Origin of the sequence: Lachnoclostridium sp. An196, assembly GCF_002160135.1 — a bacterium.
Taxonomy (GTDB): Bacteria; Bacillota; Clostridia; order Lachnospirales; family Lachnospiraceae; genus Hominiventricola; species Hominiventricola avistercoris.
In genome coordinates this window covers 202,330-217,856 of the sequence record NZ_NFJZ01000005.1, presented here as the reverse complement: position 1 = coordinate 217,856, position 15,527 = coordinate 202,330, and the positions used below count along the sequence as shown (strand labels likewise).

The 15,527-nt window shown below is 50.1% G+C and carries 11 protein-coding genes; all 11 read left to right on the top strand.

Translation table 11 applies throughout. The features are described from left to right. Positions 1-5: 5 nt before the first annotated feature. The 11 genes from B5F29_RS08000 to B5F29_RS07950 all read left to right on the top strand — a co-directional run bounded on the left by B5F29_RS08000 (position 6) and on the right by B5F29_RS07950 (position 15,519). A complete protein-coding gene (locus B5F29_RS08000; protein WP_087154103.1) occupies positions 6-914 on the top strand; it encodes an ABC transporter permease in 909 nt (302 codons plus the stop codon). Between the two features lies 1 nt (position 915). Continuing rightward, on the top strand, positions 916-1,728 hold the full coding sequence (locus B5F29_RS07995) for an ABC transporter ATP-binding protein (protein ID WP_087154102.1): 813 nt from the start codon (positions 916-918) through the stop codon (positions 1,726-1,728). Between the two features lie 112 nt (positions 1,729-1,840). After that, complete coding sequence (locus B5F29_RS07990; protein WP_087154101.1) at positions 1,841-2,392, top strand: prepilin peptidase; 552 nt, start codon at positions 1,841-1,843, stop codon at positions 2,390-2,392. After that, complete coding sequence (locus B5F29_RS07985) at positions 2,361-3,155, top strand: PP2C family protein-serine/threonine phosphatase (protein WP_087154100.1); 795 nt, start codon at positions 2,361-2,363, stop codon at positions 3,153-3,155. Before B5F29_RS07990 ends, B5F29_RS07985 begins: the two co-directional genes overlap by 32 nt. Next, positions 3,130-4,809, top strand: a complete 1,680-nt coding sequence (locus tag B5F29_RS07980) for a serine/threonine protein kinase (protein ID WP_087154099.1) — start codon at positions 3,130-3,132, stop codon at positions 4,807-4,809. Before B5F29_RS07985 ends, B5F29_RS07980 begins: the two co-directional genes overlap by 26 nt. Further along, on the top strand, positions 4,802-5,017 hold the full coding sequence (locus tag B5F29_RS07975; protein ID WP_087154098.1) for a hypothetical protein: 216 nt from the start codon (positions 4,802-4,804) through the stop codon (positions 5,015-5,017). The genes B5F29_RS07980 and B5F29_RS07975 overlap by 8 nt, the downstream gene beginning before the upstream one ends. Positions 5,018-5,031: 14 nt before the next feature. Then, positions 5,032-9,783, top strand: a complete 4,752-nt coding sequence (locus B5F29_RS07970; RefSeq protein ID WP_087154097.1) for a hypothetical protein — start codon at positions 5,032-5,034, stop codon at positions 9,781-9,783. Next, positions 9,780-10,328 (top strand): FHA domain-containing protein, encoded by a 549-nt coding sequence (locus tag B5F29_RS07965; RefSeq protein ID WP_162608388.1) that lies wholly within the window; start codon positions 9,780-9,782, stop codon positions 10,326-10,328. Before B5F29_RS07970 ends, B5F29_RS07965 begins: the two co-directional genes overlap by 4 nt. A gap of 17 nt (positions 10,329-10,345) precedes the next feature. After that, positions 10,346-14,938, top strand: a complete 4,593-nt coding sequence (gene essC, locus B5F29_RS07960) for a type VII secretion protein EssC (RefSeq protein ID WP_087154095.1) — start codon at positions 10,346-10,348, stop codon at positions 14,936-14,938. Positions 14,939-14,964: 26 nt separating this feature from the next. Then, positions 14,965-15,195, top strand: a complete 231-nt coding sequence (locus tag B5F29_RS07955) for an EsaB/YukD family protein (protein ID WP_162608387.1) — start codon at positions 14,965-14,967, stop codon at positions 15,193-15,195. A 24-nt stretch (positions 15,196-15,219) separates the two neighbouring features. Continuing rightward, a complete protein-coding gene (locus B5F29_RS07950; protein WP_087154093.1) occupies positions 15,220-15,519 on the top strand; it encodes a hypothetical protein in 300 nt (99 codons plus the stop codon). The last annotated feature ends 8 nt before the right edge of the window (positions 15,520-15,527 follow it).

Below are 15,527 nucleotides of genomic sequence, written 5' to 3'. Positions count from 1 at the left end.
ATAGTATGCTTTATGTAGTTCAGACAGCCCTGGAGCTGGGATTTATGTATGCGCTGGTGGCGCTGGCACTGTTCTTGAGTTACCGTATTCTGGATATTGCGGATCTGACCACGGACGGGACATTTGTACTTGGCGCGGCCGTTTCTGTGACGGTCGCCGCGGCCGGGTATCCGGTTCTGGCAGTATTTGCCGCATTGGCAGCGGGGGCGTGTGCCGGATTTGTGACCGCGTTTTTACAGACGAGACTGGGTGTCCCGTCGATCCTGGCCGGGATCGTAACGAATACCGGATTGTATACGGTCAATCTGATGGCGATGGGATGGAGTTCCAATGCGAGTCTTTTACGGCAGGATACCCTGTTTACGCTGCTGAAAGACACCGGTATCGGCGGAGACTGGTATGAAATCTTATTGGCCGGAGGGATCACGGTTCTGGTCTGCGTGCTGCTGGTCGCTTTTCTCAAAACCAGGATTGGTCTGAGCATCCGTGCCACAGGAGACAATAAGGAGATGGTGAGAGCTTCTTCTGTCAATCCCGCCCTTATGATCACGATCGGGCTCTGCATCGCCAACGCGATGACAGCTCTGTCCGGCGCGGTGGTGGCACAGTATCAGAAATCCGCGGATATCAACAGCGGAACCGGTATCGTAGTTATTGGCCTGGCATGTCTGATTATCGGGGAGACGCTGACAGGGAGAAGATCGGTGACGCGGGGAGTGATTGCAGCAGTGGTCGGAAGCATCATCTACCGTTTTATCTATGCGATCATCCTGACCACAAAGATTGTTCCGATCGACTGCCTGAAGCTGGTGGTTGCCATTATCGTGGGGCTTGCCATCGCCATGCCTACTCTGAAAGAGGGCGCGGCGTTCCAGAGACGGAAGATGGCCGCTTCCCGGAAAGGAGGACGCTGATATGCTGAGACTGGAGGATATAAAAAAGACGTTCAATCCGGGAACGGTCAATGAAAAATGTGCGGTCAACGGACTTTCTCTTCATCTGGAACCGGGAGATTTCGCGACGATTGTGGGGTCAAACGGAGCCGGAAAATCTACGCTGCTTAATGCTGTGGCAGGCAGTTTTTACGTGGATGAAGGGTCTATTCTGCTGGACGGAAGAGATATCACATTTATGCCGGAACATCGCAGAAGCCGGGTGATAGGCCGTCTGTTTCAGGATCCTCTGAAAGGTACGGCGCCTCACATGACGATTGAAGAGAACCTGGCGCTGGCATATCTGCGATCCTCTGAAGGGAAAGCTCCGTTCAGCCGGATATCCAGAAAAGACAAGGAATTTTTCCGGGAACAGCTTTCATTACTTGAAATGGGACTTGAAGACCGTATGAAGCAGCCGGTGGGGCTTCTTTCAGGGGGCCAGCGTCAGGCGCTGACGCTTCTTATGGCTACGATGGTACCGCCTCAGCTTCTGATGCTGGATGAGCATACGGCGGCGCTGGACCCGGGTACCGCGGAGAAAGTGTTGGAACTGACGAAGAATATCATCTCGAGAAATCATATTACCTGCCTGATGGTGACTCACAATATGCATCAGGCGCTGACGCTTGGGAACCGGACGCTGATGATGGACGACGGACGTATCATTTTGGATATACGGGGGGAAGAGCGCAAAAATATGACCGTAGCGGGACTCCTGGAGAAATTCCGGGTAGGTGCGGGAAAAGATCTGGACAATGACCGGATCCTTCTGTCGGCCGAAAAAGATTCGTGACCATACAGCCTCCTTTTTCATTTTTTTGAAAAAGGGGGTTGATTTTTTCCCGGGATACGGTATAGTAAACACAGAACATTCATGAAGTTCAAAGATTCAGGGGCATTCGCCCATGAGATTCCAATTAATTCATAACATAACAGCAGGACCGATCAGTATGGATATGTATTCTGTATGGGAATTTCCGCGCTTCCTGATCCTTTTATGCGGGCTTGTGATGATCGCGAAGGCTGATCTGAAAGAGAGGATCATTCCTAATCAGATGATTATGGTATTGCTGGCGATAAGAAGTATACTGCTGCTTCAGGAATGCGTTTTGTCGTCGGATACATGGACACACATTGTGCTGCCGGCCGTATGGGGAACACTTTCCGGAGGAGGCTTTTTCCTGATCTGCAGGGAGATTTCTCGGGGCGGAGTAGGAGCAGGAGATGTAAAACTGTTTGCAACAATCGGATATTATCTGGGAGGAAGAGTCTGGAACTCGATTTTATGCAGTCTTTTTCTGGCTTCAGTCTGGAGTTTGTGCCTGTTTTTGCGTGGAAAAGGAAGATGGAAAAAGAAGATTCCCCTGGCTCCGTTCGTGCTGGCCGGGACGGCTCTGGCGATGCTGCTTGAGACAGGAGGACAAGATGAGATATTTTATTTCCTGCTGTACCGATGAAGGAAGAAGAAAAAAAGGAAATCAGGATTCGATATTGGTACAGAGGGCGGTGAGCGGCCGGGAGCAGGCGGTCCTGGCGGTATTGTGCGACGGAATGGGAGGCCTGGACAGAGGGGATATGGCGAGCGCTTCTGTAGTGAAGGCATTTTCGGGCTGGATGGAAAAGGAACTTTCGCGTTTACGGTGGACAAGGAAGAAGAAGATCTTTCTTGCTTTGGATCGGGTTTTGAAAAAAGCGGATCGCAGACTGCGCGCGTACAGCGGCAGATACGGTCTTCGGATGGGTACGACAGCCACGGTTTTACTGCTGTTCCGGGGAATGTATTATATTGCGCACGTGGGAGACAGCCGTGTCTATGAGCTGGGGAAAAAAGCGCGGCAGGTTACTTCCGATCAGACGCTGGTGGCAGAGGAAGTGAAGAGAGGACTTCTGACAGAAGAGCAGGCAGGAAATGATCCAAGACGAAATATATTGCTGCAGTGTGTCGGGGGGAACGGCTGCATCCCGGAACATATCTGCGGTACGGTGAAAGAAGGGGCGGTATATCTGGTCTGCAGCGACGGATTCTGTCATGAGATCAGTGCGGAAGAGATGAAGGACACATTTTGTCCGGAGCAGATGCAGGACGAGGAAACGCTGGAAGAGCGGTGCAGGATACTGGTGGAACGGAATCTGGAACGGGGCGAACGGGATAATATCTCCGTGATTGCCATAAGGACGGAAAAGGAGAGGCGGAATGCTGGAAATCGGTTCGGTCATTGAGGGTAAATATAAGATTTTAGACGTAATCGGGAAAGGAGGAATGAGTACTGTTTACCTTGCCCTGAATGAAAGAGCAAACAAGCCTTGGGCCGTCAAGGAGGTGCGGAAAAAAGACTACGACAGCTTTCAAGTGGATAAAAAAGAGATCCAGATGATGAGAAAACTGCGTCATCCCCATCTCCCCAGTATTATCGATGTGATAGAAGGCGATGGAACTCTTTTGATCGTTATGGATTATATAGAAGGCCGGTCCCTGGAGGACATTTTGTCAGAATATGGACGTCAGCCTCAGGAAATGGTGATCGGATGGGCAAAACAGCTGTGCGGGGTGCTGTCGTACCTGCATTCCAGGAAACCGGCAGTTATTTACCGGGATATGAAACCGGCAAATGTAATGCTGAAACCGGACGGAAATGTGGTATTGATCGATTTTGGCGCTGCGAGAGAATATTGTCCGGGAAACCATGGGGATACGGTTTCTTTGGGAACCAGGGGATATGCGGCGCCGGAACAATACACAGAGACGGAACAGAGCGACGCCAGAACAGACATTTATGGACTGGGTGTAATGCTGTTCCAGCTTCTGACCGGGGAAAGCCCGTATCGGCTGCGACCGGTCCGGGAATACGTCCCGGAACTGTCAGCCGGCCTGGAAACTGTGATTCAGCGATGTACAAAACCCAGAAAGGAGGAACGTTATCAGTCCTGCGAAGAACTCCTCTATGCGCTGGAGCATTATCAGGAGATGGATTCTGAATACTGGGCCATACAAAAAAGGAAGCTGGTCTGTTTTCTTTTTCCAGTATGCCTGACAGCCGCTTTTATATTGGGAGCAGGTGTTTTCGGGGCGCTGGAAAGTCATGCCAGAGGCAGCACCTATGAGGCGTTTTTGCTGGCGGCGCAGAATTCCGCGACAAAAGAAGAGGAATTGAATAATTACCGGAAGGCCATTGATCTGAACCCGGCCGGAGAAACGGCATATCTGTGTCTTCTGAAGTACGGGTTCCTGGACGACGGAATTTTGACGGCGGAGGAGAGTGAAAGGATGCGCGGCATTTTGATTTCATATGGAAACGGAAAGCAGACCAATGAACAGATATTTCGTGAAAACAGAAGAGGATATGACATATTTTCTTATGAGGCGGGAATCGCGTATTTCTATAAATTTGAAGAAGAAAGCAACAAAAAGAATGCCCGTGGATACTTCAAGACTGCGTCGGAATCACGGACGCTGGAACAAAATCAGGTGGAAAGAGCGAAACGTCTGTATCAGATATCTGATTATTACGCGCGGATAGGGATCGTGGACGAAGCGGGAGACGCATCGATTACTTACCGGGAGTATTGGGAAGATCTGACATCACTTTCCGAAGGAAATCTGGTGGCAATGGATAATGAGAGAACCGCGCTTGTGATATATGAAGAACTGGTCAGTCAGATCATATCCAGAACACCGGAATTTATGGATGCCGGAGTGGAGAAAGAAGAGATGTTGGATCAGTTGGAGCATGTAAGAGATCATTTGAATTCGGATTTTTCCGGAAGTCCGAAAGATGGGATTCGGGAAGAGGAAATTCCGGATCTGCAGGAGGACATAGAGACAGCGAGGCGAATGGTCTGGTCCGCTTACGGCCAGGAGGGAAAGTATGACTGAGATGACAGAATATGTGGAACTGTACCATATGATATCTCGGATCTGCCTGGCAGGCGCTGGTTTTTGCTCGGCGGCCGCCGCGTTTCTTTATATCAGAATGGATATGAGAAAAGTGCTGAGATTCTTCTATGTGAGTCCGGGAAAGAAAAGTGCGTCTTATTGTGTGGACAGAGAGATCCTGATCGTTCACACGGACGAAGTCGTATAGGGAGGGGGAAGAGAATGTACAGCCTGAGACGAAAGAAAGCATTTGCAAAGGCTTTGATGTCAGTGGTACTTATTGCCGGGATATGGTATTGCAAGGGACTCCCGGCTGCGGCAGAAGAGATACAGGTTCCGGAAGAAGAACCTGTACCGGATCCGGAGATCATGCTGCCGGCCGTAAAAGAGATAGAGATCTCTCCGGCTCCGAATGAAAACGGATGGATCCGGGAAGATATAGAGTTTACAGTTACCATAGCGAGTGAAGAAATGCCATATCTGGAGTACAGAAAAGAGGATGAGACAGAATGGGTCCGGGAAGAAGAAGCGGAGGTTTCGGACGACGGCTGCTATGTGTTTACTGTTATGGAAGAGGATGAGGAGTATGAGGGAGCGTATTATTTCCGGGCAGGAGACGCGTCAGGAAATGTGTCGGAGGAAACTGCCTATTCTGTAAAAAAAGATAAGGTCGTGCCGCAGGCGGACGGTATTCTGGCAGAGTACGTTGCTTATGGAAAAGAGGGGAGTCCCGTACAGTACCCGAAAGGTCTGTTTGCAAAAGAGGATGGACTGGAAGATTACATATTTGGAAAGGAAAAGATCCAGGTAACGTTGTACTTTCCGGATGAGTTATCCGGAGTAAAAACGGTACGGTATGAATATGGAGGAACCGAGGGAACGGCGGAATGCCTTTTCACAGAAGAGTATGATGAAAATTATTACTCTGTGGTCTCCTTTCCGATTGAAGCGGAGACCGAGGATACGCTTAAGATCCTTTCAGTTGCGGATTATGCGGGAAATGTGGCAGAACATGAGGATGGTTCGGCTGTGGCAGAGGGAGCGGCCACGCTGGTAATAGACCGCACAGCGCCCGAGGTACAGGCGGAATATCCCCAGTGGGACGGGTATAGCAATGAAAAAGGCTACTGCAGGCCGGAGGACGGAGAGATATCGGAAACGGTCAGGCTGATATTTACAGAGACATATTTTCAGGTACAGGAAGACATATTTGTCTATCCCGGGATCGCGGTGTATCAGAACGGGGTGCCGATAGTCCCGGAAGATTTTGTGAAATGGGGGGAATTTTCGGAGGGACAGGTCGAGGCGGTGATCTGTTTGCCGTATCTGGAAGGGCAGGAGGCAGATTATCAGATCGGTGCAGTCTGTGAAGACCGTTCCGGGAACAGGCTGGAATGGAAAGGAGAGCTTACGCTGGACGACAGAGCCCCGGAACTGACCGCTTTTTCCGTCACGGGAGAGTCTGACCGGAAGACGGTCGATGGAATCCCGGTATATCAACAAGGATGTGTGAAGATCCTGTTTTCGGTAGATGAACGGGAAGCGGACTGGAATCCGGACAGAGTGTCGATGACGGTCAGCCATCGTGCTTCGGGAACTCCGGCGGCGTATGTAAGGGGAGAGGATCTGGAGTGGAGCACGGAAGGACAGGTTCATCAGGCAGAATATGTGTTTGAAAGCCAGGCGGAGAGCGTGCCGTCTGAATATGTCGCCGAATTATCTTATCTGGATCCTGCCGGAGCGGCTTTAAGTCTGTCGGAGGGGAATCTGGAAGAGCTGAAAGCGGCGGGAGATCTCAATGGATCCGGGGCCTATGTCAGTAAAGCTTTTATCCTGGACGAAAAGGAACCTGTGCTGAAGGTTGCGTATACCAGGGCAGAACGGCTGGTTCTGGATGAGAATATCGGAAGAGAATATGATTTACAGGAGCAGGAACCGAAAGAAGGATATACGGCTTATTATGATGGAAACATCACAGTATCTTTCACGCTGGAAGAGGACTATGCACTTCCTGTACGGAACGGGGACGAAATGACCGGACTGGGAGATTACGAACTGTCGGTCCTGGAAAAAAGCGGCGCGGCCTGCAGTCCGGATATAGAGTGGAATCAGGAGGGGAACCGCTATGAGGGAACATTTACTTTGGAGGAAGAAGGCAGTTATGTCGTTTCCATGAAATACAGGGACGCTGCGGCCAATCAGGCGGCGTATGAAAGTCCCGTCCTGGTGCTGGACCGCACGCCGCCCCGCATTCATCTGTCATATGCGGATCTGTCTATGGAAGAGGTGTCCTCTGAAGAAGGCTTTTTTTCCAGACCGGTCTATTTAAAAATACAGGTGGAAGACGAGCATGTGCGCAGCCGGGAGCTGTTGGATGTCCTGAAAGGAGCAAAGGCGGCGGACAGCCGGGGCAGAGAGATACAGGAGCATGCTTTGGGCAAATTCCTGGAAGACGCGGATCCCGCATGGATGGATGAAGAAGGACTTACATGGTATCTTCCGCTTTTGACGGAAGCGAACTATGAGATCACGGCAGGATGTGAAGACCTGGCGGGCAACAGATCGGAATATATCTCTGTGAAAAATACGGTGGATCTGACAGAACCAAAGATCAGCCTGACCTGGAGTACGGAACCGGCCGGATTTCTGGACGCGGTAAATTACCGGGATCTGGGATATCTGTTTGCGGACAGGAAGATGACTCTGTCTGTGACGGCAGAAGATATGACATCGGGGATCCGCAGGGTCTGTTTCTTCATTACAGACGAAGAAGGGAATATGGAGGAAAAAGAATATCTCAGCGAACCTTCTTTTCAGGAAGCACATGAAATCACAGTTCCTGTAGGGGGACAGGATTTCAGAGGAAGTATCCGGGTAGAGGTATACGACTGGTCCGGAAATATGGGATCGCGGGAACACGGACATGTGGTGGAGAGTGAAGAAAGACATCGGAACAGCGGAAAGATAGAGATAGAAACACTTACAGAGCCGGGCAGGACAGTGGACGGTACCGCCTATTATAATACAGATATAGATCTGCGTCTGCGCCTCCGGGATGAGTGGTCGGGGATCAGAAGCTACGCGTATCTGGGTGGACATACTTTGTCAGGGTCGGCTGACTATGCGAAAGAAGCAGGAAATGATCTGAAAGAGGAGCCGCGGGAAGACGCAGTGTGGGAATATTCGGAGAGGATGACTTTGTCCGCGGCAGCCAACAACGAAAATAATGTTCAGGTGTATGCGGAATACACGGACAACGCAGGACACATGGAGCAGATCGTACAATACTATAATATCGACGTAACAGCGCCGGAGATTATGGTGGAATATGACAGGAATGAGCCGGCGGACGGCCGTTTTTACAACCGGACCCGGACGGCGACAGTCACGGTAAAGGAGCGGAATTTCCGGCCGGAAGATGTGGAGTTCCACATTACCAGTACAGACGGAGTTATGCCGGAGATCAGCGGATGGACTTCATCCGGAGAGGGGGATAATATGATCCATGTCTGTACAGTCACATTTTTTGCGGACGGGGATTATACTTTTACAGCCGGGTTTCAGGACCTGGCAGGAAACAGGGCAGATTACAGCCGGGTAGATGAATTTACGATTGACCAGTCAGAACCGGTTTTGACGGTGACGTATGATAATAATGAGAGCTGCAACGGTTATTACTACTCAGAAAGCCGGAGGGCGGTGCTGGAGATTCAGGAACATAATTTTGCCCCGGAACAGTTTCAGGTGTATGTTACTGCCGACGGGACTCCCATATCGGGAATATCTGCCTGGAACAGCGAGGGCGACCGTCATACGGCAACGGTGCTGTTCGAAAATGATGCGGAATATACGCTGGAGGTATCAGGGGCAGATCAGGCAGGAAATTCTCTGGAGGTTTATGGAGCCGATCATTTTGTCATAGACCGTACGCCGCCGGTCCTGGAAATCAGGCAGGTATCCCATCATTCAGCCAATCAGGGAGAAGTCACGCCGTTTATTCAGGCAAAGGACAAGAATCTTGATTTTGAGCGCTTTGATATTTCCCTGGAGGGATACAGGAACTTAGAACAGGAGATCAGAGGTGACAGAGGAAGAAATACAGATGGGATGTGGATACAGATGGAAGATTTCCCATATACGCCCGAAACAGATGATCTGTATACTCTGCGGGTCACAGCCTCCGATCTGGCCGGGAATCGGAGCGAGACAATAGTTGCTTTTTCAGTAAACCGTTTCGGGTCTGTCTATACACTGGAGGGATGGACAGATGCTTATTATATTAATGAAGCGCAGGATATCCGGATTACGGAAACAAATGTGGATACGCTGGAATTCAGAGAGATCACCTGTAACTGGAACGGAAACCTGAAAACGCTGGCAGAAGGAGAAGATTATACAGTCCGGGAGAGCGGCTCGGCGGAAACCTGGAAGCAGTACGAATATGTCATAAGCCGCAGCAACTTTGAAAAGGAAGGAATTTACGCGGTAACGGTCTATTCCGAAGACCGGGCAGAAAATGTTTCCGATAATCAGTCCAAAGGCATGACATTAGCATTTGCGGTAGACCGGACAAGCCCCAGCGTCCTGATATCAGGAGTGGAAGACCGCGGAAAATACCGGGAGAACAGCCGCGAGATCACGATAGATATACAGGACAATATCTGCCTGGCAGAAACTGCAGTGATCCTGGATGGAGAGAAAAAGGTATTTTCGGCATCGGAGGTGGAAAGCCGGGATGGAATCCTCATCATTACGGCGCCGGCGCGAAACGGCTGGCAGACTTTGCGGGTGACGGCACGCGACGAGGCGGGGAATGAGTTTGTATCGGATGAAATGCGGTTCCTGGTTACATCGGATATCCTGATACAGTTTTTTATGAATAAGCCGCTGCTTCTCGGAACAGCAGGAGGAATTCTGGCGCTGACTGCCTGTATATGGCTCATCCTGGCAAAAAGAAATGGGGGAAGTATGTGAGAGGGGAATTTTACAGCTGGATTATACTGACGTTTGCCGCTGTGGTAATGGCAGGGATTCTGGGTGCAGTAATCGCGGCCGGTCTGATCACTCGCAAAAAGAAAAAATATTATATGCCCACGGGGTTTCATGCCGGAAGTCAGCTGGGGGCAGTATACGCCAGACCTCCGGAAACGGTTCAGGATACACAGACCAGCGTGCTGGGTGAAAGCCCTGCGGAAACAGGGTGCCTGGATACAGGCTTTGCATGTCCCTGCGCCATGCTGATCCGCAGAAAGACAGGGGAACGCTCGGATGTGAAACGGCCGCTGTTCCTGATCGGCAAGGAGAGGCAGCGCGCGGATTTTTGGATTGCGGATAATGAAGCGGTGAGCAGAATCCATGCGGGGATTGTCTGCAAGGGAGACGAATATTATCTGATAGACCGGAATTCCACAAACGGGACTTATCTGAACGAGAGGAGGATAGAATCCGGACAGGAAGTGCTGTTAAAGCCGGGGGACCGGATAAAACTGGCGGATGAAGAACTGGATTTCTGGTTGTAAAGTTTGGAGGGGATAGTATGTCCGGAAGCATGCTCATAGCGTATGGGGCGGAGGAATGTCAGGAATTTACTCTGCCGGAACCGGAAATAATGGATCATAGGATTCAGCTGAAGGGGAAGGTGTTGGGAACGGACCGGGGATTGACCGTTTTGTTAAAGTCAGATGGGAAGAGATGGTATCTGGCGAAGGGACGGGAGTATTCTTTGCTTCGGCAGGAAGGAGGTGAAAGAACAGAGGCCCTGTTGGAAGACCGGCTGCTGCTTTGCCTGAAGAGCATGGAAGGAGGGCAGGTATTTCTTTTGTCAATCGACTGCAATGAAACATATCCGGTAATGAAAAAATATGAACTTCCGGGTGCCGGCAGAATACAGATCGGCACGGATGAAGACAGCGCGGTAAACTATCATTTTGGAGATTACATTTCCGGAAAACACGCGCAAATATTCAAAAAGCAGAATCAATGGAGAATCTGTGACAGCAGCAGGAACGGAAGCTGGCTGAACGGGGAAAAAATAACAAAGGAGGTGCCTTTAAAATTCGGGGATCAGGTTATTATATTCGGGCTTCAGATTATATGGCTGGAAAAATATTTTGCTCTGGGCGTCCGGTTCGGCGAGTGCGAGTTAGATGAAAAAGTTCTGCGGCCGATTCTTTATAAGAAGGAAGCGGAAAGACCATGCGCGGAAACAGCCCCGGATAAAGGGCCGGAGAGAATGTATTTAAAACGCGCGCCAAAAAGAATATTGACGTTTTATACCGACCGGGTAGAAATAGAGGCACCGCCGGCCATATCCCAAATGAAAAAACGGCCGGCATATTTAACGATAGGTCCAAGTCTGACCATGGCCGTTCCGCTGCTGCTGGGATATTTTCTGACCGCTGTCGGATCCGGAAACCGGTTTTATCAGACTGCAGGAATTCTGACCGCAGCAGCCTCGGCATTAACCGGCGCTTTATGGGCGGCTGCAGGATTAAGATATGCCGGCAGACAGGAGACAGAGGAAAAGAGGATACTATGGCAAAAATATGAAGCCTATTTAAGGCGTATGGAGAAGTTTCTCCAGCAGAAGCAGGACTATAACAGAGAGGTTCTTTTTCATAATTATCCGTCAGGAAAAGAATGCTGCCGGATGGATGGACATGACTGCAGGCTTTGGGCCTGCAGCACAAAAAGCGGGGATTTCCTGCAGGTTCGGGTCGGCACAGGGACGGTTCCTTTTCAGGCGGAGATCCGTGTTTTGGGAACGGTATCTGCCTGGGAGCAGAACGAAATGGCGGAAAAGTCATTTCAGCTTAAGGAAAGATACAAGGTGCTGCATCATGCGCCCGTTACCGTAAGTATTTATGAAAAAAGCATGCTGGGGATTATAGGAGGTGAAGGAAAAAGGGGATGTTATGGAATTGTCCGCAGTATGATAGCACAGATTGCGGTAAGCAGCTGCTATACTGATGTGAAAATGGTGTTTATACACGGAAACGGGCCGGACGATTACAGGCGCTGGTCGTCTGTCAGATGGTTTCCGCACGTGTGGGATGAGTCCGGCGAGGTTCGTCTGTTGGCAGAAGATAAAAGCCAGATGGGAGAAATCAGCTGCGAATTGTCCCGGATTTTCCGCATTCGGGCAGAGGCGGGAGGAAAAAATCCTTTGCCCCATTATATTTTGTTTGTGGACTGTCCGGAATTGTTGGAGGGGGAGCTTCTGGAACATTTTGTAATGAATCCGAAACCGGAATATGGACTCACCTCCATCCTTCTGGCAGAGAGGTATGAGGATTTGCCGAATGCCTGTGAGTATGTGCTCCGGAACGACGGCAGGGCGGCGGAGATTTTCGATATCCGCGGAGAAGAAGAGAATAACAGCCTGGTTTTTGAAAGCGTGGAAGAAGAAGATCTGGACCGTCTGTCCAGAGGTCTCAGCGGGATTCGGCTGGATGATGGAGTGGTCGGGAATAAAATCCCGGATACGGCAGGTTTTCTTGAAATGTATGATGTATGTACTGCAGAACAGCTTCAGATCGCCCGGAGGTGGAAAGCGGGACGGAGCGCTGAAAGCCTGCGTATCCCCGTAGGAATAGGGAAGGGAGGCAGACCATGTTTTCTGGATCCTCACGAAAAATACCATGGCCCTCACGGTCTGGTAGCGGGGATGACCGGATCTGGAAAGAGTGAACTGCTTCAGACTTTGATTTTATCCCTGGCGGTTAATTTCAGCCCTGAAGATGTGGCGTTTCTGGTCATCGATTTTAAAGGAGGCGGGATGGCGAACCTGTTTCGCGAGCTCCCTCATATGGCGGGCCAGATTACCAATTTGTCCGGCAATCAGATACAGAGAGCCTTGTTGTCCGTGAAAAGCGAGAATTTGCGAAGGCAGCGTATTTTGGCGGAACACGGAGCAAATCATATCGACCGTTATATGAGGTTGTATAAAAAGCATCAGGTCGAAGAGCCGCTTCCCCACCTTTTTATCATAATAGACGAGTTCGCGGAACTGAAAAAGGAGGAACCGGAATTTATGGCAGAACTGATCAGCTTGGCGCAGGTGGGAAGAAGTCTGGGAGTGCACCTGATTCTGGCGACTCAGAAACCATCGGGCACGGTGGATGAACGCATCTGGAGTAATTCCAGATTCCGGATCTGCCTCAGAGTCCAGGATAGACAGGACAGCAGAGATATGCTGCATAAGCCGGACGCCTCTTACATTACACTGGCAGGAAGAGCCTGCCTGCAGGTTGGAAACGACGAGGTATATGAGGAATTCCAGTCAGGATACAGCGGAACAGAATACATACCAGGAAAAGAAAGAGAAGGAGGCCGCGTGATCCTGATCGGGAAAAACGGAAGGGAGATACGGATATCGGGAGAAACAGGACGGAGGAAACGTGATATAAAGAGAGAAACACAGCTTCACGCATTGATAAAAGAAATCGCCGGGCAGGCTGAAAAAGAACATATTCCAAAAGCCCGGATTCTCTGGCAGCCGGTACTGCCTGCCCGCCTTGCGCCGGAAGATCTGGAGGGGCGGTGCAAGACGGAGGAGAAATCCGATACCCTGACAGCGATAATGGGATTGTATGATGATCCGGCCAGACAGGAGCAGGGAATTTTTAAAATCACATTTCCGGATGCCGGACATACGGCAGTCTGCGGTATGGCGGGAACTGGAAAAAGTACTTTTTTGAAGACCATGCTTTTATCACTGATCCGAAACCGCGATCCGCGGCAGCTGCAGTTTTATGTGCTGGATTACAGCGACGGTATACTGACAGTGTTTGACGCTGTACCGCACTGCGGAGGAGTTGTAACAGAGGAAGACACAGAAAAAACAGAAAGATTTTTCCACATGCTGAGGCGGATCATGGAGGAGAGAAAGCAGCTGCGAAAAAAGGAATGCGGCGGGAAGGAAAGGGGGTTGCCGGTTATACTGATAATTTTGGATGATTATCTGAGTTTTCAGGAGAAGACCGAAGGAAAATACGAAGATATGATTGCGCGGCTGTCCAGAGAAGGAGCCGCAAACAATATTTTCCTGGTAGTTACTTCTGCCGGGACCGGAAATGGGGGACTTCCTTTCCGAATCGTAGAAAATATCCGCACTGCTGTGTGCCTGGAAATGAATGATAGTTTTAAATACGCAGAAATGCTGCGTGTTTCGAGAGTCCCGGTGCTGCCGGAGAGGGGAATAAAGGGGCGGGGAATAGCATATGTGGACGGCAGGATTCTGGAATTTCAGACCGCTGCGGAAGGAGACGGTGAATACGTCATAGCCGGCGGAAGTTGGAATGGGGAACGGGCCAGGCAGATTCCTTTTATCCCGGCCAATCCGGTGTTTGACGATCTGAGCAGTCTGGAAGAATATCAAAGGCGAAAGGAGGACAGGAGATTCTTGCCGCTGGGGTATCTGGCAGAAGACGCATCGGTTTTTTCTGTGGATCTATGGAATACTTATTGCTGGATCATCCAGGGAAGAGCGGGAAGCGGAAAAAGGAATGTCATAAAAATCCTGATGCGTCAGGCAGCGGAGAAAAAAGACGCAAGACTCTGCCTGATCGATCTGAAGAACAGCGGACTTGTCGGTGAGGCAAAGAAACTGGGAGCAGAATGTCTGGAGAATGAGAACCGTATGTATCTCTTCTTTAAAGATACTGTGGAGGAGATCCGGGAAAGGAACCTGAAGAAACAGGAGCTGACCGCTGATGAAGCCGGACCGGATGAGATTGCGCGAAAGATGAACAGCATGTCTCAGATCTTTTTGTTTTTGCCGGATCTGGTTTCGTTTACAGAGGCTTCCGGCTGTGTCCTGGAAGGAAAAGGAAGCATGCAGGCATATTTGGAGAATATTACAGAGAAAGGAAAAAGCCTTGGGATCTACTTTTTTGCGGCTTTTAAACCGGAGGAGTATTCCCGGCTTGCCGGAAACAGGATCTTTCAAAATATGTGTTCGTACGGTACAGGAATACATATGGGTGGAAATGCGGGAGGGCAAAGGTTATTTTCGTTTCCTGACATTCCCTATCAGGAGCAGGGCAGATTTCTAAAGCCGGGGATTGGACTGTTTCCGTCTGCAGATGGAGAAACGAAGAAAATTATTATTCCATGGATGAGAAAATGATGCAGCGCACGGAAAGGGGGATAGAGATGATACTGGCGGAAATAGACGTGCCGGCTATGGGAAGCAAGTATGACGTACGCCTGGACGAGAACACACCGGTTGCTCAGATCCTCGAGGAACTTGGCTCCTTTCTGATTCCGGGAAAAGAAGAGCAGAATCTATGGTTGTGCAGCTATGATTATGAAAGGATTCTTCCTTTCGATAGGACACTTTGGCAGACCGGGATTGGGGACGGAGCCAGGCTGCTGCTGGTATGAAACGGTGGAAAGCGGGAAAAGAGATTGGAAAAGATATGGATAGAAGTTGACACGGCGGGATTGGAAAATGTGATTCTGGAATTCAGGGAATATGTGGAATATGCATGGAATTGTCTGGAGACTTTTTCGGAACTGTTAAACAGGATAGACAGTATATGGCAGGGGAAAGCCAGCCGGGCGTTTCGAGCAAGGATATGGCGGCAAAAATCGGATATGGAAAGCTGCCTGAAGGAGATACGCCGTTTTGCCGCCTGCATGGAATATGCGAAGGACGAGTATCTTCGCTGTGAGCAGGATAATAAAGAAAATCTGGAAGAAATTTAAGGCATTGG

Bases quoted from the DNA above. Each gene is read 5' to 3' on its own strand.
- essC (WP_087154095.1), top strand. From the start codon at position 10,346: ATGTCCGGAAGCATGCTCATAGCGTATGGGGCGGAGGAATGTCAGGAA.
- B5F29_RS07990 (WP_087154101.1), top strand. From the start codon at position 1,841: ATGAGATTCCAATTAATTCATAACATAACAGCAGGACCGATCAGTATG.
- B5F29_RS07955 (WP_162608387.1), top strand. From the start codon at position 14,965: ATGATACTGGCGGAAATAGACGTGCCGGCTATGGGAAGCAAGTATGAC.
- B5F29_RS08000 (WP_087154103.1), top strand. From the start codon at position 6: ATGCTTTATGTAGTTCAGACAGCCCTGGAGCTGGGATTTATGTATGCG.
- B5F29_RS07980 (WP_087154099.1), top strand. From the start codon at position 3,130: ATGCTGGAAATCGGTTCGGTCATTGAGGGTAAATATAAGATTTTAGAC.
- B5F29_RS07970 (WP_087154097.1), top strand. From the start codon at position 5,032: ATGTACAGCCTGAGACGAAAGAAAGCATTTGCAAAGGCTTTGATGTCA.
- B5F29_RS07985 (WP_087154100.1), top strand. From the start codon at position 2,361: ATGAGATATTTTATTTCCTGCTGTACCGATGAAGGAAGAAGAAAAAAA.
- B5F29_RS07975 (WP_087154098.1), top strand. From the start codon at position 4,802: ATGACTGAGATGACAGAATATGTGGAACTGTACCATATGATATCTCGG.
- B5F29_RS07995 (WP_087154102.1), top strand. From the start codon at position 916: ATGCTGAGACTGGAGGATATAAAAAAGACGTTCAATCCGGGAACGGTC.